The organism is Ensifer sp. D2-11 (assembly GCF_054161295.1).
In genome coordinates, this window is sequence record NZ_CP096436.1 from 131,336 (window position 1) to 151,643 (window position 20,308).

17 protein-coding genes are annotated in these 20,308 nt (G+C 59.1%); 13 read left to right on the top strand and 4 right to left on the bottom strand.

Going from position 1 to position 20,308, the window contains the following annotated elements; genetic code table 11:
* The first annotated feature begins 118 nt into the window (after positions 1–118).
* From M1D34_RS31840 to M1D34_RS31860, 5 genes are all read left to right on the top strand, one after another.
* Positions 119–2,596 (top strand): ATP-binding cassette domain-containing protein, encoded by a 2,478-nt coding sequence (locus tag M1D34_RS31840; RefSeq protein ID WP_498786306.1) that lies wholly within the window; start codon positions 119–121, stop codon positions 2,594–2,596.
* 92 nt (positions 2,597–2,688) lie between these two features.
* Positions 2,689–3,597, top strand: a complete 909-nt coding sequence (locus tag M1D34_RS31845; RefSeq protein ID WP_498786308.1) for an ABC transporter permease — start codon at positions 2,689–2,691, stop codon at positions 3,595–3,597.
* A 35-nt stretch (positions 3,598–3,632) separates the two neighbouring features.
* A complete protein-coding gene (locus M1D34_RS31850) occupies positions 3,633–4,661 on the top strand; it encodes a substrate-binding domain-containing protein (protein WP_498786310.1) in 1,029 nt (342 codons plus the stop codon).
* A gap of 90 nt (positions 4,662–4,751) precedes the next feature.
* Positions 4,752–5,660, top strand: coding sequence for an SMP-30/gluconolactonase/LRE family protein (locus tag M1D34_RS31855; RefSeq protein WP_498786312.1), 909 nt, complete (start codon positions 4,752–4,754; stop codon positions 5,658–5,660).
* A gap of 94 nt (positions 5,661–5,754) precedes the next feature.
* On the top strand, positions 5,755–6,738 hold the full coding sequence (locus M1D34_RS31860) for a LysR family transcriptional regulator (protein ID WP_498786314.1): 984 nt from the start codon (positions 5,755–5,757) through the stop codon (positions 6,736–6,738).
* Between the two features lie 69 nt (positions 6,739–6,807).
* On the opposite strand, the gene M1D34_RS31865 is transcribed toward M1D34_RS31860, so the two are convergent.
* The 3 genes from M1D34_RS31865 to M1D34_RS31875 form a co-directional block, all read right to left on the bottom strand.
* Positions 6,808–7,794, bottom strand: a complete 987-nt coding sequence (locus M1D34_RS31865; protein ID WP_498786316.1) for a Bug family tripartite tricarboxylate transporter substrate binding protein — start codon at positions 7,792–7,794, stop codon at positions 6,808–6,810.
* A gap of 295 nt (positions 7,795–8,089) precedes the next feature.
* The gene (locus tag M1D34_RS31870) at positions 8,090–8,953 is read right to left on the bottom strand and encodes a fumarylacetoacetate hydrolase family protein (protein WP_498786318.1); all 864 of its coding nucleotides are present in this window, start codon (positions 8,951–8,953) and stop codon (positions 8,090–8,092) included.
* A gap of 77 nt (positions 8,954–9,030) precedes the next feature.
* A complete protein-coding gene (locus M1D34_RS31875; RefSeq protein WP_498786320.1) occupies positions 9,031–9,870 on the bottom strand; it encodes a hypothetical protein in 840 nt (279 codons plus the stop codon).
* A gap of 127 nt (positions 9,871–9,997) precedes the next feature.
* Here M1D34_RS31875 and M1D34_RS31880 point away from each other — a divergent pair, with 127 nt between their 5' ends.
* From M1D34_RS31880 to M1D34_RS31890, 3 genes are read left to right on the top strand one after another with little or no spacing between them, the layout of a single operon-like run.
* Positions 9,998–10,927 carry an HpcH/HpaI aldolase family protein gene (locus M1D34_RS31880; RefSeq protein ID WP_498786322.1) on the top strand — a complete coding sequence of 310 codons (930 nt, stop codon included), beginning with the start codon at positions 9,998–10,000 and terminating at the stop codon, positions 10,925–10,927.
* A complete protein-coding gene (locus M1D34_RS31885; RefSeq protein ID WP_498786324.1) occupies positions 10,924–11,799 on the top strand; it encodes an SDR family NAD(P)-dependent oxidoreductase in 876 nt (291 codons plus the stop codon). Before M1D34_RS31880 ends, M1D34_RS31885 begins: the two co-directional genes overlap by 4 nt.
* Before the next feature lie 13 nt (positions 11,800–11,812).
* The gene (locus M1D34_RS31890) at positions 11,813–13,264 is read left to right on the top strand and encodes an aldehyde dehydrogenase family protein (protein WP_498786326.1); all 1,452 of its coding nucleotides are present in this window, start codon (positions 11,813–11,815) and stop codon (positions 13,262–13,264) included.
* Here M1D34_RS31890 and M1D34_RS31895 read toward each other — a convergent pair.
* Positions 13,224–14,234, bottom strand: coding sequence for a LysR family transcriptional regulator (locus tag M1D34_RS31895; RefSeq protein WP_498786327.1), 1,011 nt, complete (start codon positions 14,232–14,234; stop codon positions 13,224–13,226). The genes M1D34_RS31890 and M1D34_RS31895 overlap by 41 nt on opposite strands.
* 204 nt (positions 14,235–14,438) lie before the next feature.
* On the opposite strand from M1D34_RS31895, the gene M1D34_RS31900 reads away from it, so the two are divergent.
* The 5 genes from M1D34_RS31900 (at position 14,439) to M1D34_RS31920 (ending at position 19,789) form a co-directional block, all read left to right on the top strand.
* Positions 14,439–15,422 (top strand): Bug family tripartite tricarboxylate transporter substrate binding protein, encoded by a 984-nt coding sequence (locus M1D34_RS31900; RefSeq protein ID WP_498786329.1) that lies wholly within the window; start codon positions 14,439–14,441, stop codon positions 15,420–15,422.
* Between the two features lie 92 nt (positions 15,423–15,514).
* Positions 15,515–16,996 (top strand): aldehyde dehydrogenase, encoded by a 1,482-nt coding sequence (locus M1D34_RS31905; protein ID WP_498786331.1) that lies wholly within the window; start codon positions 15,515–15,517, stop codon positions 16,994–16,996.
* A gap of 55 nt (positions 16,997–17,051) precedes the next feature.
* Complete coding sequence (locus M1D34_RS31910; protein ID WP_498786333.1) at positions 17,052–17,795, top strand: SDR family NAD(P)-dependent oxidoreductase; 744 nt, start codon at positions 17,052–17,054, stop codon at positions 17,793–17,795.
* A gap of 28 nt (positions 17,796–17,823) precedes the next feature.
* A complete protein-coding gene (locus M1D34_RS31915) occupies positions 17,824–18,285 on the top strand; it encodes a tripartite tricarboxylate transporter TctB family protein (protein WP_498786335.1) in 462 nt (153 codons plus the stop codon).
* A gap of 10 nt (positions 18,286–18,295) precedes the next feature.
* Positions 18,296–19,789: a tripartite tricarboxylate transporter permease gene (locus M1D34_RS31920; protein WP_088196137.1), complete on the top strand. Its 1,494-nt coding sequence runs from the start codon at positions 18,296–18,298 to the stop codon at positions 19,787–19,789.
* The last annotated feature ends 519 nt before the right edge of the window (positions 19,790–20,308 follow it).

Here is a 20,308-nt window from a genome sequence, read left to right on the forward strand (position 1 = left end):
GATCCAAATCGAGCAATGCCCGTGCGGGCACGGGTGTCCGGTGAACGACATCGGACCGGCTGATGCTGTCCGTGCGCCTTGTCTTTCGGCACTGCAATGTCTTCTGGAGGAGGAGACGATGGAAGAGAAACGAGCGAATGAAAGCGTCCCGGAGCACGCAACACCGCCGCTTATCTCAGCACGTGACCTGTCGAAGAGTTTCGGCAATCACCGGGTACTTCGCAATGTCAGCGTTGATATCCACGCCGGCGAAATTGTGGTTCTGCTCGGCCCTAACGGGGCAGGCAAGTCGACCTTCCTGAACCTCATTGGTGGTACCTTGCAGCCAAGTTCCGGAACTATGGCTGTCGATGGAAATCCCATCGATTTCGAAAAGTACGTTGGAGCGAGCAGTCGGAGCCGGGGCATTCAACGTGTGTTCCAGGAACTCTCGACCTTTTCCAACCTTACTGTCGCCGAAAACCTGGCTCTCACCTCTGACCGCGGCAGCCTAGGGTCGCGACGCGAGATGGCCAGACGGGCAAGGGAGCGGCTGCAGGTCTTTCCCGGGAACAAGATCGACGTTGGCGCCGAGGTCGCCGGATTGTCGATCGCCGAACGCCAGATGATCGAAATCGCGCGGGCGATGACTGAACCGGGCACGCGTCTTGTCATCCTCGATGAACCGACCTCTGCGCTTTCGTCCCGCGAGGCGGATCAACTGGCAGATCTTGTCACCCGTAAGGCAGCCGAGGGCGTATCGATCATCTACGTCACTCACAAGCTGGAGGAAGCGATACGCCTCGCCCACCGCGTCGTTGTCCTGCGCGACGGAAAGCTGCACTTCGACGGTGACGGTCGAAACCTGACCCATGACAAATTACTGTCGATGCTGGGTGCGACCGCGGCGCAGGGTGCGCCGGTCTGCCCGCGGTCGAGTGACGCGAATTCCCACGAGCTTCTGACGGTCCAAGCACTGTCTTCATCCCGTCTACATGATGTCGCCATAACGGTGGGCGCCGGCGAAATTGTCGGGATTGCCGGCCTGGAAGGTGCCGGCCAGCGCGAGCTGTTGCAGGCGATTTTCTCCGCTCGCAAACGAAATACGGGTGCCATCTCTTCGAGCACCGACATCGCTTATGTCAGCGGCGACCGGAAGCGTGAAGGGTTGCTTCCATTATGGACCGTGCAGGACAACGTCGCCATCTCCGCCGCCCCAAGGCTGTCTTCTGCTGGATTCGTCGACTTTGCGGCACTAAAAACGGCTGCTCAAACATGGCTGTCTGAACTCGGACTAGCGCACCGTGCCCAGTCTCCGATTACAAGCCTCAGCGGCGGCAATCAACAGCGAGCGCTTCTCGGGCGAGCGCTTGTGAGCGAGGCCCCGCTTCTGCTTTTAGACGATCCCACCCGCGGCGTCGACGCAAGCGCAAAGGCTTCCATCTATGAAATCCTCGACAAGCTCAAGGAGAAGGGACGAAGCGCTATCCTCTATTCGACAGAGGTCGCCGAGTTTCAAAAATGCGACCGCGTTTATGTCATGGCGCGCGGGCATATCGTGGCTGAATTCGACGGCACGGAAGCAACCGAGGAACGTATCATCCAAGCCTCATTTCTCCGCCCCGGCGTCCATCCGTCAGCGAACGCGGCCTCGGGGCGCGCCGGACCCGTTGACCCTCCCGCCAAGGCATCTCTTGCGCCACTCCTTGCATGGCGCTCGCTTCCCGCAGCCATTTTAATGTTCACGATGTTTGCCCTTGCCATCTGGCAGCAGCCGAACGCTTTCAGCACATTCGGGCTGGAGCTTCTTCTTCAGGCGTCGTTGCCGCTGGCGTTCGCCGTCATGGCTCAGATGCTGTTTCTTCTTGGTGGCGACATCGATCTCGGTTTGGGTTTCGCCATCGGCCTCGTCAATATTCTTGCTGCGACCTACTTGGTTGACGCGCCGGCGGTCGGCGTCTTTGCTCTTGGGCTGGTTATTGGCGGATACGTGGCGTTGGCACTGATCGTCGAGCTTCTTGGCGTGTCGTCAGTGGTTGCCACCCTGGGCGCTTCGTTCGTATGGCTCGGGACTGGCCTCATCATTCGAGAAACTCCGGGTGGTCAATCGCCGGGATGGCTGACGGCGCTTGCAAACATCAAGCTGTGGCCGCTCCCGCTAGCCTGCTACGTATTGGTTGCTGTCGCATTGGTGGGCCTCTGGATTTGCCAGGGCTGGGGGTACAGCATCCGACTGCGCGCGCTCGGGCACAATCGGCGCATCTTTGTTTCATTGGGTTTCTCGGCGCTGGCCGGACGCATCACGATCTATGCATTGGCGGGCTTGTTTGCGGTGCTCTCAGGTCTTCTGCTGACGGCAACGACCGGTGCAGGAAACGTCCATGTTGCATCGAACTTCACCCTGGCGACCGTCGCAGCAGTGGTTGTCGGCGGAGCAAGCTTCTCCGGCGGAATAGTTTCTCCGATTGGTGCGGTGATGGCCGTCATCGGTATCTCGCTTGTCGCAACCAATCTGACCTTCCTCGGGATCAGCTCCGAATACTCGACCGCTATAGGTGGTCTGATCTTGATCCTTGCCCTCAGTTTCCGTTCGCTCGCGAGGTCGATCGAGCCATGACCACACAAACAACGTCTTCCGGTAGCGAAACGCCCATGTCGGAGGCTGACGCCTCGCAGGGAACCTGGCGCAATATCCTTAGTCGCTCATGGATGGGAGCGCTGGTCGCGGTCGTCATCCTTTGGTTGGTCGCCGGCTATGCCACGGGAACACTATCCCTTTCATTCATTCTCGCGAACGCGACGATTGCAGGCTTCCTTGCGCTGGCAGGGACAGCCCAGATGATCGTCATTGCAAGCGGCCCGGGGAATTTCGACCTTTCGCTACCGTTCATCATCACCTTTGGCGCCTACGTCATGTCGGCCGGCATCGCCGGAGACGGCAACATTGCCGGCTCCTTGGCACTTACGCTTTTGGTTGGAGCTCTGGCGGGAGCGGTCAACGCGGCCCTGATCGTCCGACTGCGCATTCCCGCAATCGTGGCGACACTCGCTTCCGGCTACATCATCTACAGCTTCATCGTCGCAATCCAGAGTAGGGGCTTCAGCCGCATAGGGGGGCTTTTCGAAGCTTCACTACGCATGCGTGTCTGGGGGATTTCCGGAGCGCTGGCGGTTTCGATCGTCACGCTGCTCGTGGTGGCAATCCTGCTTTCGCGGACGGTGTTTGGCCTCCAGCTTCACGCGCTTGGACAGAACGGGGAGGCGGCACGCTTGGCGGGCGTCAGGAGGGGCTGGCTGGTCCTGGGCGCGTTTGTTTTATCAGGTGTGCTGGCGGCTTGGCTGGGCGCGTTGCTGACGACGTACCAAGGCGGCGTCTCTGCAGACGTTGGTCGCAGTTACTTATTGGGATCAGTCGCAGCAGTTGTCGTCGGAGGAACGCGGATCACTGGTGGAGTGACATCCGTCCTGGGGACAGCCATCGGAGCGCTGGTGCTCACACTCGCCCAATCCGATCTGATCCTTCTGCAATTCAGCATCGGTTCGCAATACGTCATCCAAGGCCTGATCGTCCTAGTGACGGTCTGCCTCGCGGCCATTCGTTCGCCCGAGCGCAGGTAACACGAAGATCGACGCATAATATTGAGGAGGAGAAGATGACGAAGAATGTCGTGAAAAGGCGGTCGATTCTGGCCGGAGGGATGCTGCTTGTGGCAACGCTTGCCGGAGCAACGGCGCAGGCTGAAGACAAATTCACCATCGGTGTCGCAATGCCGTTCCAGGGCAATAGCTGGCAAAAGGGATTTCTCGCTGCGGCCCAGTGGGCGGCGGACGAGCTCAGCGCAAAGGGGAAGAAAGTCGAGCTCGCGGTCGTGGATGCCGCCGGCGACCCGCAGACGCAGATTCAACAGATCAACAACATGACGCTTCAAGGCGTGGACTTCATCATTCTCGAGCCCCTGTCCGATACAGCCTTGAACGGAGCGATCGACAATGCGCTCAGCGCGGGGATACCCGTTCTCACGACGGCTCTCGGCTCGGTCACGAATGCAAAGGCGATAGATCTTCAGTTCGACTACAATGAACTTGGTCAGAAATATGTCAGCTACATCGCTGAGCGGACGGGAGGCAAGGGCAACGCTTTGAACATCCGCGGACTTGCGGGAAACGCCGCGGAACAGGCAATCCAGGACGCATATATTCGCGCACTGGCCAAATACCCGGACATCAAGATCGTTTCAGAAGTCTACGGCGACTGGAACCAGTCGGTCGCACAGCAACGCGTTGCGGCCATTCTCCCAACCCTGCCGAAGGTCGACATCATCTTTTCTCAAGGCGTTGCAGCATTTGGCGCTGGGCAGGCGTTCCTGGCGGAAGGTCGCGACGTGCCGTTGCAGGTTTATGGCTTTGACGGAACGGACGTAAACCTCCTGATCGACCTCAATGCAAAGACTGGCTACGAATCCGTCGCCATCAACGTCGATCCCGGCATTGGCAGCCTGGCCGTGAACGTTGCCTATGCCAAGTTGAGCGGAGTCGACGTCCCGATGAAGATGGTCGCACCCATCCCCACCATTGATCTGCAGGAGCTCAAGACGAGCTACAACGGGATGGCCGACAGTGACATCGTGTGGGTGAAGTATGCCTACGACTGGACCTTGAAGAACGTTGTCGGTGCCAAATAGCCGAGGTGGCCCGACTGCGGTCGGGCCACATCATCTTCCAAGCGTTAGCGCGACCGATGCGTACTCACCCGTGAGAATTGGAAAGCAGGAATGTCAGAGCATTACGAGATCGTGGAGAAAATCTTCGGCGAGATGGTCGCGCCGATTTTCCCGCCCGAAGAGTTGTTCAGCCAGGGCCTTTTTACCGAGGGGCCGGCCTACTTCCCCGCCGGACGATATCTGCTGTTCACCGATATTCCGAACGACCGCATCTTGCGGCTGGACGAAACGGACGAATCGATCAGCGTTTTCCGTCAGGATTGCGGTCATCCCAACGGCCAGACGATCGATCTCCAGGGCCGCCTGCTGACTTGCGAGCACCGCCATCGGCGAATAAGCCGAACTGAGCATGACGGCACGATCTCAACGATTGCCGACAACTGGCGTGGAAAAAAACTGAACTCGCCAAATGACGCGGTCGTCACTTCTGATGGCGCCGTTTGGTTCACGGACCCGACTTACGGGATCCTTCACGACCTCGACGGCATCAAGGCGGATCCCGAAATCGGCGGTTGTCATGTCTATCGCGTCGATCCGGCGACAGGTGAGGTCGAGGCAAAGATCACCGACATGGTGATGCCCAACGGTCTGGCCTTCTCGAAAGACGGAAAAACGCTCTATGTCGTCGACAGTGGCAAAAGCCATTTCGAAGACGGCCCGGCGCATCTGCGCACATTCAAAGTCGCCGCGGACAACCGCCTCAGCGGCGGCGAAGTTCTTACCGACTGCCCAGTCGGCATTTTCGACGGCTTGCGACTTGATAGCGACGATAACATCTGGATCACAGCGGGAGACGGTGTCCATTGCTACAACAACAGCGGAGCCTTGCTCGGTAAAATCAAGCTCGGAAAGATTGCGGCAAACCTCACCTTCGCAGGGCCGCGCCGCAATCTCATGTACATCTGCGCCATGAATGGGCTTTATCGTGTCCGATTGAAGGTCAATGGCCGTCCGCGATAAAGGCGGGCGCTGGTGGCCGAGAGAGTGCATTGCGCCAACGGCGATCGGACCTACAGGAGCGATGGGCCTACAAACCAGAACGGGGACGATGCTGATGCAAGATCTCATGCTCAAGATCGACCCCAAAAAGCTGCTCTATCTTGCCACGATCATCGAACACGGAAGTCTCAAAAGAGCCGCCCGTTCCTTGAACGTTACCCAGCCGGCGCTCTCGAGCTCCATGAGCCGGCTCGAAAGTGAGCTTGGCATACGTGCTTTCGAACGGACACCCAAGGGTGTCATTCCTACGGATCTCGGCGAGATTCTTTATTGCCACGCACGACTCATTCGCGATGAAATCGGATTGGCGGAGCGTGCGTTGCTCAGCGCATGGGGAGGAGCCCCAGCCGCTGTCCGGCTGGGGAGCCTACCGAGCCTGGCGACCGCAGTCATGCCTCTCGCGCTGCAAAAGTGGGGACAAGCTCATCCTGACCGTGAATTGCAGATCGTGGAAAGCCCGCAGATCGATCTGCTGGTCGGCCTGTTGCGACGGGAGTTCGACTTCGTGATTGGTTTCACGGAATGCTACGATCTCGAGGAGGGCTTGCGTCAACGTGTGCTGTTTCGCGATAAGCTCCTGGTCATCGCGCGAAAAGGGCACCCGCTCGAAGGAAATACCGATGTCGATTGGCCTACTCTTGTCAGCTTTCCCTGGGTGTTTCCTACCGCGCGCCGACCGCACGCCGTTCTCGGCGCGGCGTTGAAAGCCGAAAACATACCGCCACCGGAAAACATAACAGTGTGCGGCTCCGTCATCCTATTGAAGGCGGTGGTCGCCAACAGCGATCACCTAGCGGTTCTGCCGGTACATGCGGTGAACGACGAGCTCGCCGAAGGTCGGTTGCGCAGCATTCCGATCGATGCGGCAGCGCTGGATCGAAACATCGCCCTCTACTTCAGGGAGGGGCATCAGATGGACGAAGCCAGCCGGGACTTGATCGCGATCATCGAGAAGGTCGGGCAGGAGATCTGCCAGAGAGGCTTGGCCACGCCGTCCTCCGACCTCAGCGCCACGGAAACACCAAGCAACCACCAGTAGCGGTGTCGAAACCCTTGCGGTTGTGTGGCACGAATGACGAGCCGCCCGATGGGGCAGCCCATCATGTTCTTATTCGCCGAGCGTGATCCCAAGATCGCGGATCAACGGCTGCCAAACAGCCTTGTCATCCTGCCAGCGTTTTTCAAAGGACGCGGGATCGCTTGCCGGCATGCCTAAGCCCAATTGCTCGTAACGCGATTTCACACCCGGATCCTGAAGAGCAATTGTGAGCGCGTCGCTCAGGCGATTGACGGCCTCGTCAGGGGTGTCATGCGGCACAACCAGTGCCTGCCACGCGACGGCCGAAAACCCCGGAAGGGCCTTTTCCCCGAAGGTGGGAACATTGGGAAGCGCGGAGAGGCGAGAGCGGGAGAATATTGCGAGTGGCCGCAGGTCCCCCGAACGGAGCATCTCTCGTGCGGTTGAGTAGTCGATGACGATCGCCGGGACGACGCCGGCAAGTGCATCGTTCAGCGCAGGCGCCATGCCCCGGTAGGCAACATGTTCCAGCTTGACGTCGGCTTCACGTGCCATCCGTTCCATCGCAAGATGGAGAGGTGTTCCGATCCCCGGGCTCGCGTAGGGGATCGGGTTTGACGCGGTCCTGGCCTGGCTCAGAAATTCCTCGACAGTGTTGAAAGGCTGGTCCTTTCCGACCGCCAGCAGGAAGTTCACCTCAGCGTAGACACCAACCGGCCTAAAGTCCTTGTCTGGATCATACTGCAGCGTGCGATAAGCAACAGGATTGATCACCAGCGTGCCGTTGTCCACCGACATCACTGTTAGGCCATCCGGTTTCGACTTGGCCAGGGCTGTGGCAGCAATGGAACTCCCGGCTCCCGGACGGTTGTCAACGATGATCGTCTGCTCGAGCTTTTTGGAAATTGGCGCCGCAAGAAGACGCGCAATGGCATCCGTCGAGCCGCCAGGCGGGTAGCCAACCAGCCAACGGATCTGCCCGCTGTCCGCAAAAGTCGGTGAAGTGCTCATCGCCACCGCTCCAAGGGCCAACATGGCCGTAAACAGTCGTCGTCTTGTCACCTGTAGCAAGTTCATTTGTTCCTCCCATAGAACAGTCATGGATTAAAGATGTGCTGGCAGCGTCCTCGAGCTCCTCTTCTCACTGAAGTGACGATAGCTGGCGGCCACCGCGAGACAAGTCCGCCTCCGCTGCCGATATAACGTTACGTTATATGACTTGGCCGCAATGCGGCTCTTTTTGGCGCGCCCCGCCAATGCCCGTAATCTTGCGGCCTTAGCGTTCATACGGAGCGGACCGTTTGGTCCGCCCACCAACTTGCCAGACTAGCAACGTCATCCCACATTTCCGCGAAATGCGGTGAAAGGCGCACTATGCGAAGGCGTTGCTCAGCGATCCGATGCCGGAAATCGTAATCTCGACGCGATCACCGGCCTTCAGGAAACGAGGCGGCGTGAATCCGATTCCAACGCCGGCCGGCGTGCCGGTGGCGATGACGTCGCCAGGCTGCAGAGTCAGGCCCGCGGAGATCGCTGCAATCAATTGCGGGATCTTGAAGATCAGATCGTTGGTGTTTGCCTTCTGCCGAAGTTCACCATTCACCTTGCACTCGATGTCCAGGTTGGCGCCGTCGATTTCATCGGCCGTGACAATCCAGGGACCCATCGGACAAAACGTGTCGAGGCCCTTGCCGGCAAGCCACTGTTTATGGTTGCGCTGGCGGTCGCGGGCGGTGACGTCGTTGACGATCGTGTACCCCCAGACGTGCTGCATTGCGTCAGCTTCCGAGATGTTGCGACCGGGCTGACCGATAACGACGGCCAGTTCGGCCTCATAGTCGACTGCTTGCGTCGCTTCCGGGTGCATTTCGACAGTATCATTGGGACCGGTCACGGTGCTGGGAGGCTTGGAGAAGATGGCGGGATACGAATCGATCTCCTGTCCCTTGACGGCGCCGGCCTCGAAGCCGCTGCCCGCAAACTCCTTTGCATGCTCGTAGTAATTCTTCCCCACGCAGAAGATATTCCGCTCAGGCACAATCGGAGCCATGAGCTTGACGTCGGAAAGAGGCAGCCCCGGCCTTGATCCTGTTTCAAAGATGAATCCCGACGCGCTAAAACGGATCAGGTCCGCCATGCTGGTTAAGTGGGAATCGATCGGGTGAATGGTACCCGCAGCGTCATCCACGACGCCGAGCAGTATCTTTCCGTTCTTGGAGAATCTGGCGACTTTCATTTCAGGCCCTTTTAAGACGATAGGCTCAATGCCGACGTGAAGCTTCTCAGGGCGGCATCTTGGAGCGTGCTCAAGTTTTAGAATTGCGGAAGGCGAATGGTCAGTAGCAGCGCATCTGCCGCTGCGGTGATCTCAGCGGGTGCGTCAGTCGGCAGCAGCTCTATGCCGGTCTGCGGGCCGTACGTCTTTCCGTCAACGGTGATTTCACCTTCACTGAGGAACAGCACTTCGATTGCGGTTCGGGTTCCCGTATTGAACGTCGCACCCGCCTCGATCTTGATAAAGCCAAGCCGCATTTCGCGCTCGGTGAACACACCCAGTGTCTTTGTCGAAACGCCTGGAGTTTCCGACTTCACCCACGGGCTCGCTTCCGGGTACATCACCACGACGTCGTCGTAGCGGGGCTCGGCAAATTCGAGTGTCTTGCCTGTAGCCTCTTCAACGCACGCGGCCGAACCGTCCTTGTTGTGCTTCTTTCCCTGTTCGTCATACCAGGTGAACACGCCGTTCTTGAACTCGCCCTTCTTCTTGAGCGCTTCATTGGCCGCTTCGCGCCGGGCGACGCTGAGAAAGCCTTGGCCGCTGGCGCCACCGAATTGAATGACCATCATTTCAAGCCCCTCGGGCCGATCCTGAGGGCCATAGTGCACGCTCTCCGGGAAGTAGGCGACGGTGCCCTCCTTCATGACCTTGTGAGGTGAAACCGGGTAGCTGCCCTTCAGGACGTAGCGGACCTGGTCGAAGTTATGACGATGGCGCGGCGTCCCCCAGCCCCCCGAGCCGGTCCGTCCAACATTCAACAGGTAGTTGTTCGGAGAGTCGTCATCGCCCGTCAGCAGAAACTTCTGGTCCAGCTTGCCGTCCCGCATGCTGCCGACGCTTCCGCCCTCGGCCTTGTCTGCTTCTGAGATACGCATTTCATCCTCCTCGGTTCGCGAAATCAGGTTTCTCTAGTTTTAAGAGACGCGGCACGCGGCGGGAATATGCCGATTTCCGAGGGTATAACTTATCTTATCCCCTCGCGACGCCAGCCGTTTATGCAGGTTGATTCCACACCTCGGCCGTTTCAGTTTTAGTTGGCATCGAAAGATCATCGCGCTGCTCTGTGTAGCGTTCGATCACATCTTGGAATTGCGAATGAACGACGGATGGGAGGCATTCGGCGTTAGAATGGAGATCCGTTTAATGTCAGAGCCAAGTGAAAGCTCCGCGAACCCCCTAGTCGACAAGATGGCGGCCGGGAATCTCACCGTCGGTATGATCGTGCGTCTCGTTCGGGGCGTGGAGATCGTAGCCATCGCCAAGACGGCGGGGTTCGATTGCCTTTTTTTGGACCTGGAGCACAATAGCTTTTCGCTGGAGACGATCAGCCAGATCTGCATTGCGAGCAATCTGGCCGGCATTACGCCCCTGGTGCGTGTCGTTGATATCGCTCACGGATCGATAACCCGAGCCCTCGAATGCGGCGCCATGGGCGTAATCGCTCCTCAGGTGGAATCCGCCAATGATGCGGCCGCAGTGGTTCAGGCCGCCAAGTTTCCCCCACTCGGTCACCGCTCGATCGCGCCCTGCCTGCCAGTGCTCGAATTCCGCCCAACGCCGGCAGTTGAAGCCATGCGACGCATCAATGCAGCCACCATGGTCGTGATCATGGTGGAATCGTTGGCGGCGCTGGATGCGATTGACGAGATCGCCGCGGTCGAGGGTGTCGACATGCTTCTCGTGGGTGCCAACGATCTGTGCAACGCGCTCGGCCTGCCGGGACAGATCGAACATCCGACGGTTCGAGCCGCCTTCGCGCGTGTTGCAGATGCCTGCGAGGCCAACGGGATCTACCTGGGCGTCGGCGGGCTTGGTGCAAATCCCGAGCTTGCCAAGGAAATGATCGCTCTTGGTGCCCGCTATGCGACGGCGGGAGCCGACGTAACCTTCTTCACCAATGCAGCCATGGCGCACGCAAGGAAATTCAAATGACCAAAATCACCAACGAGCTTGAGCCCCAAGTCGCTCTGGTGTCTGCCCAAACCGGCGACACCTTCGTTCACACCCCCCAGGACTCCGGAGTTCCCGGTTGGGCACGTGATTTCAGCGTCGTCAATCGCGTCGTCCTCATTACAGGTGGGGGGCAGGGGATCGGGCGAGAGCTGGCCCGCCAGTTCGCGGCCGCCGGTGCCACACCCGTTGTCGCAGATCTCAATCTCGCAAACGCCGAGCAAGTCCGAGACGAGATTCTTGCTGGCGGCGGGAAAGCCAGTGCCCTGCAAGTTGATATCGCGGACGCTGGGTCGGTCGAGGCCCTCGTGAAGTCTGTCATGGCCGCACATGGACGGATCGACGTGTTGATCAACAACGCCGCAATGTTCGCCACGCTCGAAAAGCGGCACTTCGAAATGATCCCGTTGGACGAGTGGGACCGCGTCATCCGGGTCAACGTGACCGGCCCTTTTCTGTGCGCTCGCGCGGTAGCCCCGTGGATGCGGGCTGCCGGCTGGGGAAGGATCATCAACGTTTCGTCCGATGCGGTTCCAAAGGGTGTCCGGAACTACCTGCACTACGTGACCTCGAAATCCGCAATTATCGGAATGACCAACGCGATGGCGCGTGAACTGGGTCCGGACGGCATAAATGTCAACTGCATTCGGCCGGGCCCGGTTGCCACCGAAGTCGAGCGAGCCGTCAATCCGACCCTTGACCTCAGGCGTCTACAATTGTCGCAGCAATGCATTCAAAGAGGGATGGTTCATACCGACCTCGTCGGCTTGATGATTTTCCTGGCAACTCCTGCCGCCGGGTTCATCACCGGTCAGACGATTGCCTGCGATGGCGGCTACACCCACAGCAGCTAAGGACACTCAGACCATGCGCGAATACCCTAGGCTTTTCATCGACGGGGAGTGGGTTCAGCCCTCCATATCAAGGACGGTGGAACTGTTGGATCCCACAACCGACACTCCTTTCGCGAGGGTCGCGATGGGTGGAGTGGAGGATGTGGACCGAGCCGTTGCGGCTGCGCGACGCGCCTTCGCAAGCTATTCCCAGACATCGATTGCCGACCGCCTCGACCTGTTTGACCGGATCATTGCTGCATACGAACAGCGAATAGACGAACTCTCCGCGGTTATCGCTGAAGAGATGGGCTGCCCGATCAGTGCCCGCGTTCAGGTCGTGGGGCCGCTCATACACTTCCGGCAGGCGCGCAAGGTTCTCCAAGAGTACCATTTTGAATCCCGGATCGGCGACACGATCATTCGGCGTGAGCCGATTGGTGTCTGTGGCCTCGTTTCGCCGTGGAACTGGCCGATCCAGACGTTAACCGTGAAGATCGCATACGCCCTCGCGGCCGGCTGCACGGTGGTTTGCAAGCCGAGCCAAGTCACGCCGATAAGCGCCATTTTGCTGACGGAGATTCTGAAAGCGGCAAAAGTGCCGAAGGGCGTTGTTAATCTTGTCATAGGGGAGGGGGCGACGGTTGGCGAGGCCATTGCCGCCCACTCGGAGGTCGATTTGATTTCGTTCACAGGCTCGACGGGAGCCGGCGCGCGGGTCGGCGCCGTCGCGGCACAAACGATCAAGCGGGTGTCGTTGGAACTCGGCGGAAAGTCCGCAAACGTCGTTCTTCGAGATGCAGACATCGCGGCCGCCTCGCGGTGGAATGTCCAGCGCTGCTTTTTCAATAGCGGCCAATCCTGCCATGCGCCAAGCCGCCTTCTCATTCCCCGCAGCAGGCTTGATGAAGCCGTGGCGGCGATGTGCGACGAAGTCAGCAAGATCCGCATTGGTGATCCCCGCGATCCGGCAACGACCATGGGGCCTATGGTAAACCGCGCTCAGTTCAACCGCGTTCAGCGGTACATCGAGATCGGCATTGAAGAGGGCGCCACCGTTGTTTGCGGAGGCCCTGGACTGCCTGCGGGCGTCAACCGAGGCGCGTTCGTGCGACCCACTATCTTCACGGACGTGACGCCCGAGATGACAATTGCAAGGGAAGAGATTTTTGGGCCGGTTCTCGCGGTCATCGCCTACGAGGACGAAGAGGAGGCCATTGCAATCGCCAATGAGGGTCCGTTCGGATTGGCCGGATACGTCTTTTCTGGCGACCCTGAGAAAGGTTACGCCGTTGGAAGCCGTCTGCGCGCGGGACGCGTTTTCTACAACGGGGCGGCAGGCGATCCTGCTTCGCCGATGGGCGGATACAAGCAGTCCGGCAATGGCCGCGAGATGGGCGTTTTCGGACTAGAGGAATATCTCGAGATAAAGGCGGTCTTCGGTTTCAAGGAGCGGGCAGACCGCTTGTTGCCTCTGGCTTCGTAACATTATTCTCCGGCGGCGCATCGTTCTCGATCGCCGCCCTTTCTCGCTCGCGATTGGACAGTTCCTGGCCAACGGAACCGACGAGGGAGACGAGCTCTCGGCTCGGCTCGTCAAGCTGGTAGCCTTCGCGGAAGAAGACTGCGATGTTGCGATCGAGCGCCGGGTCGCTCACGTCCAGTCGGCAGAGGCGCCCCTCATCCAGGTCGACACGCACCGCATGGGCCGGGAGCACCGCCAAGTGGTCGCCATTGACCACGAGGGATTTCAGCAGCGTGACCGATCCGCAAACGGTCATTTGTTCGGGGGGTGGAACATTGGCTTTTTTCAAGGCCGCATCGAGGATCACGTGCGATCGCCTGGCCGTCGGGCAGACCCACGGATAGGTCACGAGGACCTCCCACTGGAGATTGCGTTCGCCGGCTAACGGATGCCCCGCACGCGCGATGACACAGAGCTTGTCGCGGAACAGCACACGTTGGCGAAGCCCGTTTTCGAGATCGTAGCACTCCGTAAAACCGAAAACGAAGTCGAACTCCCGGCGTAGCAAGCCGGTGAGCAAGTCGATCTGAGGAACTTCCACAACCTCGAGCTCTCGTTCACGATAGATTTCGCGCCATCGACTTAGAGCGATGGGCATAATCGAACTGGCCAGGCTGGGAAGGCTGCCCACTCGAATGATTCCCGGATTTCCACCCTGCGCGCTCAGCAGTGCACGAGCGGCAAGACCGATCTCATCTCGGATCAAGCGCGCATGGCAATAGAGGACCTCGCCGGTGGCTGTCGGTACGACCCCTGTCGGCCCCCGTTCGAGCACCCGCATCCCGAGTTCTTCTTCAAGCCGGTTCATGGATGTGGTGAGAGCGGGCTGCGACATCTCCAGCGCCTTGGCAGCACTTTTGAGGCTGCCGTGCTCGATGATCGTCGCCAGATAGAGAATTTTCTTGGGATCGATCCTCATAGCGCTGGTCAATCGCGCCTCCTCTAATTCAGTTGGAGCCGCTGGCCCGGTAAGGTTCCACATTACGCTCAAAACGATCATGCAGGAAGAGGGCATAAGGCGATGTTATACCCTTTGTCCCTTGGCAGTGGTCTTGTGTGGCACCGGGTCGCTGCGTCGAATAGACTTTGATCAATAAATGCCGTGTGGAGGCGGCGCTTATCAAGGGAGGATACCATGATCATCAACCGTAGAAACTTTCTCATCGCCGCCTCGGCTGGCGCGGCTCTCAGCTTACCCTTCGCGCGATCGGCATTCGCGCAGGACAACTATCCAAACCGCCCGGTCAGTTTCATCATCGGCAATCCGCCGGGTGGCGATGACGATACGCTGAGCCGCTTCATAGCAGAGCAGATCCGAGCAGACCTCGGTCAGACGGTCATCGTCGACAACCGCGGCGGTGGGGCAACCACCGTGGCAGGCAATCTCGTTGCGTCGTCCGATCCAGATGGCTATCGCATTCTCTGCCTGACGACGTCGGGCATCGTGCAGACGGTGCTACGCGACAACCTCCCGTACAATCTCGATAGTTTCGCCCCAATCGTCGGCATCGGTGGTTATCCTATGGCGCTAGTCGTCTCCGGGCAGGGTGACATCAAGACCATGGACGATTTGATAAAGGTTGCGAAATCTCCCGACGGAATCACGTTCGGTAGCGCCGGTGCCGGAACCCTTGCGCATCTTACGGCCGTGCGGTTCCTGAAGGAGATCGGCGGCAATGGGGTCCACGTCTCCTACAGAAACAACCCGGAAGGCCTGCAGGCGCTGGGCGGCGGCTTCATTCAGATGATGTTCCCCTCGGCACGCGAAGCGGCGACGCTCTCGGCAAACGGTCTGCTCCGCGTCCTGGCCGTAACGTCTCCGGAGCGTACGTCAAACCTCCCGGACACTCCCACCATGCGCGAGCTCGGACACCCCGATATCGACAGCATGCTGTGGTATGGCTACACAGCCCCGAAAGGCACCTCAGACGCGGTTGTTAAGCGTCTGTCAGACGCTATCGCAAAGGGCGTCCAAAGCGATGCGTTTCACCAAAAATTCGGGCCGCTTGCATTCCAGGAGCAACTGCTGACAGGCGGCGAGCTGCGCGACTTCATGGCGACCCAGGCCCAGCGTTGGCGGGCTGTGATCACCGAAAATAACGTCAAGTTCACCGACTGACCTCATCAACGTCGGGCCCTCGGATATTCGAGGGTATGCTCGAGTGACCGACACTTAATGGCTTGAGTGCGAAAGCCTCAGAAGGATGTTCAATGAGACACTACCAAATGTTTGTCGCCGGCGACTTTGTCGATCCGGCGGACGGCGAGTTTTTGGAAACAATTGATCCTTATCGAGGGGAAGTGTGGGCAAGAATTCCCCGCGCGAAATCTCTCGATGTCGATCTAGCCGTGCGTAGCGCTCAAGAGGCAATGACGACAGGACCTTGGTCGTCGTTTACTGCGACTCAGCGTGGCAAGTTCCTGAACGCGATTGCGGACCTGGTCGACAAAAACCGCGATCGTTTGGCAGAGATCGAAACCCGTGACAACGGGAAGCTTCTCCGCGAAACGCGAGGCCAGCTCGGTGCAATTGCGGAATGCTGGCGCTATTACGGCGGCTTGGCCGACAAGATCGAAGGGCATTCGATTCCGATCGAGAAGCCCGACGCGCTTGCCTTTACCACCCGTGAACCAATTGGCGTAGTGGCCGCCCTGACGGCGTGGAACTCTCCTTTGTGGTTTGCAGCCATCAAATGCGCGCCGGCGATGGCCGCGGGTTGCGCCGTGGTGGTCAAGCCCTCAGAATTTGCGTCGGCAAGCACGCTGGAGTTCGCCGCCTTGGTAAGAGAGGCGGGCTTGCCGCCAGGGGTTTTCAACGTGGTGACTGGGCTTGGGCAGGAAGCGGGATCCGCTCTGGTCGAACACCCTGATGTGGCGAAGATCACTTTCACCGGCTCCGACGTAACCGGCGCAAAAGTTTATGAAACGGCAGCGCGATCGATGAAGCGGGTCTCACTCGAACTTGGCGGCAAATCGCCCAACATCGTGTTTGCGGACGCAAATATGGAGCTTGCCGCAGCTGGCGCCGTTTCGGGAATCTTTGGTGCATCCGGTCAAATGTGCACCGCAGGCTCCCGCTTGTTGGTGCAAAGATCCATCCTTGAAGAATTTACCGGTCGTCTGCTGGAACTGGCGCGCAACATCCGTCTGGGCGATCCTACGGATCCTGAAACAGATGTAGGGCCGATTGCGACCGCTCCCCAGTTTCAAAAGGTAATGGAATACCTGGGTGTCGCGCGTGCGGATGGTGCGCGGTGCATCTTGGGGGGAAAATCGGCTGAAGGGCCTGGTCTTACCGGTGGCCAGTTCGTGGAGCCTACGGTTTTCGCCGATGTCACGAACCAGATGCGCATCGCGCAGGAGGAAGTATTCGGACCAATCCTATCGATTATCCCATTCGACACTGAGGAAGAGGCGATCAAGATAGCCAATGAAATCGAGTACGGCCTCGTTGCCGGCGTTTGGACTACCAACATGGGTCGAGCGGTTCGAATGTCGAGGGCGCTGGATGTCGGAACTGTTTGGGTCAACACGTACCGGGCCTACAGCTACATGGTGCCGTTTGGCGGCATGAAACGATCTGGCCTCGGCCGGGAAAGCGGTATCGAGGCCGTAAACGAATACCTTGAAACCAAGAGCGTGATTATCTCGGTCGCGGAGGAGGCGCCCGACAATCCGTTCATCATGCGATAGATGGAGTGGCCCGACCAACGCGTTTTTCGAATGCCAACGGCAGGGAGGCCGTATCATGACTGAATCAAACACGACCGGCGCGGTGCGGCGGCTAACGGGCCGGCGGATCGTCGTCACAGGCGCCGCCTCAGGCATCGGCAGAGCGACTGCGGAGCTATTCGCGGCAGAGGGTGCGGTTGTCGCATGCCTGGATCGCAATGCTGCTGCTGCGGCTGAAGTCGCGAACGCGATCGGCGGTTACGCCAGTGCGGCAGACATCACCGACGAAGGCGACGTCACAACGGCGACCAGCCGCATTCAAGATCGTCTCGGGGGTATAGACGGCCTCGTGAATGCTGCCGGCATCATGGCAACTGGTTCTGTAGAGGACATGCCGGTCGCACTCTGGCGCAAGATCATGGACGTCAACCTGATCGGGACATACCTCGTCACGAAAAGCTGTGTGCCCCTGTTGCGCCGAAACGAAAGCGGCACGATCGTCAACATTGCCTCGGCGCAGGGCCTGTTGCCAAATGTCGCCGACCATACTGCGTACGCTGCATCGAAAGGCGGCGTCGTAAACCTTAGCCGCGCTCTCGCTGCCGAGCTCTCCCCGCAAATCAGAGTGAATGCCGTCTGCCCCGGCATGGTCGACACACCTATGGCTATCGGCAACCGAGGGGACGCAGCAAATTACGCAATGAAGCGCGTCGCTCGGCCTGACGAGATCGCAAGCGCCATTCTGTTCCTTTCGAGTGAGGAGTCTTCGTATGTCACCGGAGCCACTCTTGCGGTCGATGGCGGACGATCTTTTCACTGAACTGACAGCCGACAGTTGAGGCAAGACAATGAGCAAACAATTCAACGCCAAAGATATCGCGAGCGGAGTCATCCTGCTGCTGCTGACCGCGATCGGCATGTACATCAACCTCGACTATCCGTTGGGTACCGCCAGCCGAATGGGACCTGGCTACATGCCGCTTGTCGTACTCGTCGCACTCGGCGTGTTGGGCATGGGCGTGCTCCTCGCGGGGTTTTATGGTTCTCCGGTGCGCCTCGAAAAATGGGCTTGGCGCGAAGTGGGGCTGATCCTGGCGGCGCTATCGATCTTTGGCGCGATGCTTGAGGACTTCGGCTTGGCCGCGGCAACCGTAACGCTCGTTGTGATCAGCGGATTGGCAGACCGAACTCAGACGCCGAAGGGTATAGCGGCGCTGGCGATCGTGCTCGTCGCGATCTGCTGGCTGGTCTTTACATGGGGGTTGCAGATCAGCGTGCCCTTCCTTCCTCCGTTTCTGACGAATTCCTGAGGCCTGACAGATGTTTGACAATCTCGCGCTCGGGCTCTCGGTAGCCTTCACCTTCCAAAATCTGGCGTTCTCTTTCGTCGGGTGCATCATCGGCACGGCTATTGGCGTGCTGCCGGGAGTCGGACCGGTGGCAACGATCTCGCTGTTGCTTCCGCTGACATTTGGCCTCGATCCGATCACGGCCATGATTATGCTCGCCGGCATCTACTATGGCGCACAGTACGGCGGATCGACATCGGCAATCCTTTTGAACCTGCCCGGTGAAGTAACCGCGGTCGTCACAACGCTCGAAGGTCACAAGATGGCCCGCGCGGGCCGGGCTGGAGCCGCTCTCACCGTCGCAGCGATCGGGTCCTTCTTTGCCGGAACCGTCGCGACGCTGGTCGTCGCAGGCGCCGGACCTCTCCTGACCTCTGTCGCCATGGCGTTCGGCCCTGCCGAATACTTTTCGCTTATCTTGCTTGGTCTGATCGCGGCGACCGTCCTGGCGCACGGCAACATTTTCAAGTCCCTCGCCATGATCGTTCTGGGCGTCCTGTTCGGGCTGGTGGGGACTGACCTGCAGAGCGGCCAGATCCGTTTTACGCTCGGCTTTCCGCAACTGTTCGAGGGTGTTGGCTTTGTGCCGTTGGCGATGGGCCTCTTCGGAATCGCCGAGATCATACGAAACCTGGAATGTCCGGAAAACCGATCCGGAACGGTATCGCGCGTCGGTAAACTCTGGCTGACGAAAAAGGAGTTCTCGCGATCAGTACCCTCGGTTCTGCGCGGAACCGCCTTGGGGTCATTGCTTGGCGTTTTGCCGGGAGGTGGTCTCGCGCTCTCGACCTTCGCGTCTTACATGTTGGAACGCAAAGTCTCGAAACATCGGGAGGAGTTCGGCAGCGGCGCGATCGAAGGTGTGGCTGGCCCTGAAAGCGCTAACAACGCGGCGTCTCAAACGTCGTTCATTCCCATGCTCACGCTCGGGATCCCGGCAAACGCGGTCATGGCATTGATGATCGGCGCGCTCATGATCCAAGGGATCCAGCCCGGCCCGCGGATGATCGATGAGCAACCGACGCTCTTTTGGGGTCTGATCGCGAGCATGTGGATTGGCAATCTCATGCTGCTGATTATTAACCTCCCTCTCGTCGGCGTCTGGGTATCTTTGCTGAAGGTCCCCTACAAATACCTTTACCCCGCGATCCTCGTGTTTTGTGGGATCGGGGCATATTCCGTCAACAACTCGGCCTTCGATGTCTATCAAACAGTGATCTTCGGCCTGATCGGCTATGCTCTCATCAAGCTTGAGTTCGAACCGGCTCCGTTGTTGATCGGCTTTGTCCTGGGTCCGATGCTGGAAGAGTACCTCAAGCGAGCAATGGTCCTTTCGCGCGGTGACGTTAGCGTTTTCATCGAACGGCCCGTGAGCGCTGTGTTTCTTGCGCTCGGAGCGCTCGCGCTCGCCGCGATGATCGTGCCCAACATCCGTCGGCGAAAAGAAGAGGCTATCGCGGAGTAGCCTGCTGATCGAAATCTCGGATGAGGCGAACCCCGCGAGCGCGATGCGCCTGCGGGGGTTTTTAATTTAACCTCCCTGCCGGGATATCGGTATGGCGGCTGGCCGCATCCGGGAAATGTCTTTCAACCGTGAACCCGTTCCTTCGTAGTGCAATGGACGACGTTCCTAGTGGCGGGCCACGCTGCCGCTTCATTGTTGACCGAGGACCAATCAAAGCGGGCGACTGGCGCGTCCGAGCGAGGTAATAAATCGCAGAAGCTCGCTATTTGGTTAAGCCAAAAGCCTACCGAGAACGGGTGGGGGACCACACGGGCGTGCGTGAAGAGGCGATAGATCGGTCATCAGTCAGCTATTTCTCACTCAGTGGGCACCAGAAGTAGGGAGGAGAAACACGCTCATCTTGGACGGAAGGTGCGAAAGATGTGACCGTGAAAGCTGGGTCCCAGGAACGCCGCTCATTGCGGAACGCGCTGCGAAAGAGATCGAAAGCGGCGATTCTGTGCGCTACGCTCAATGGTG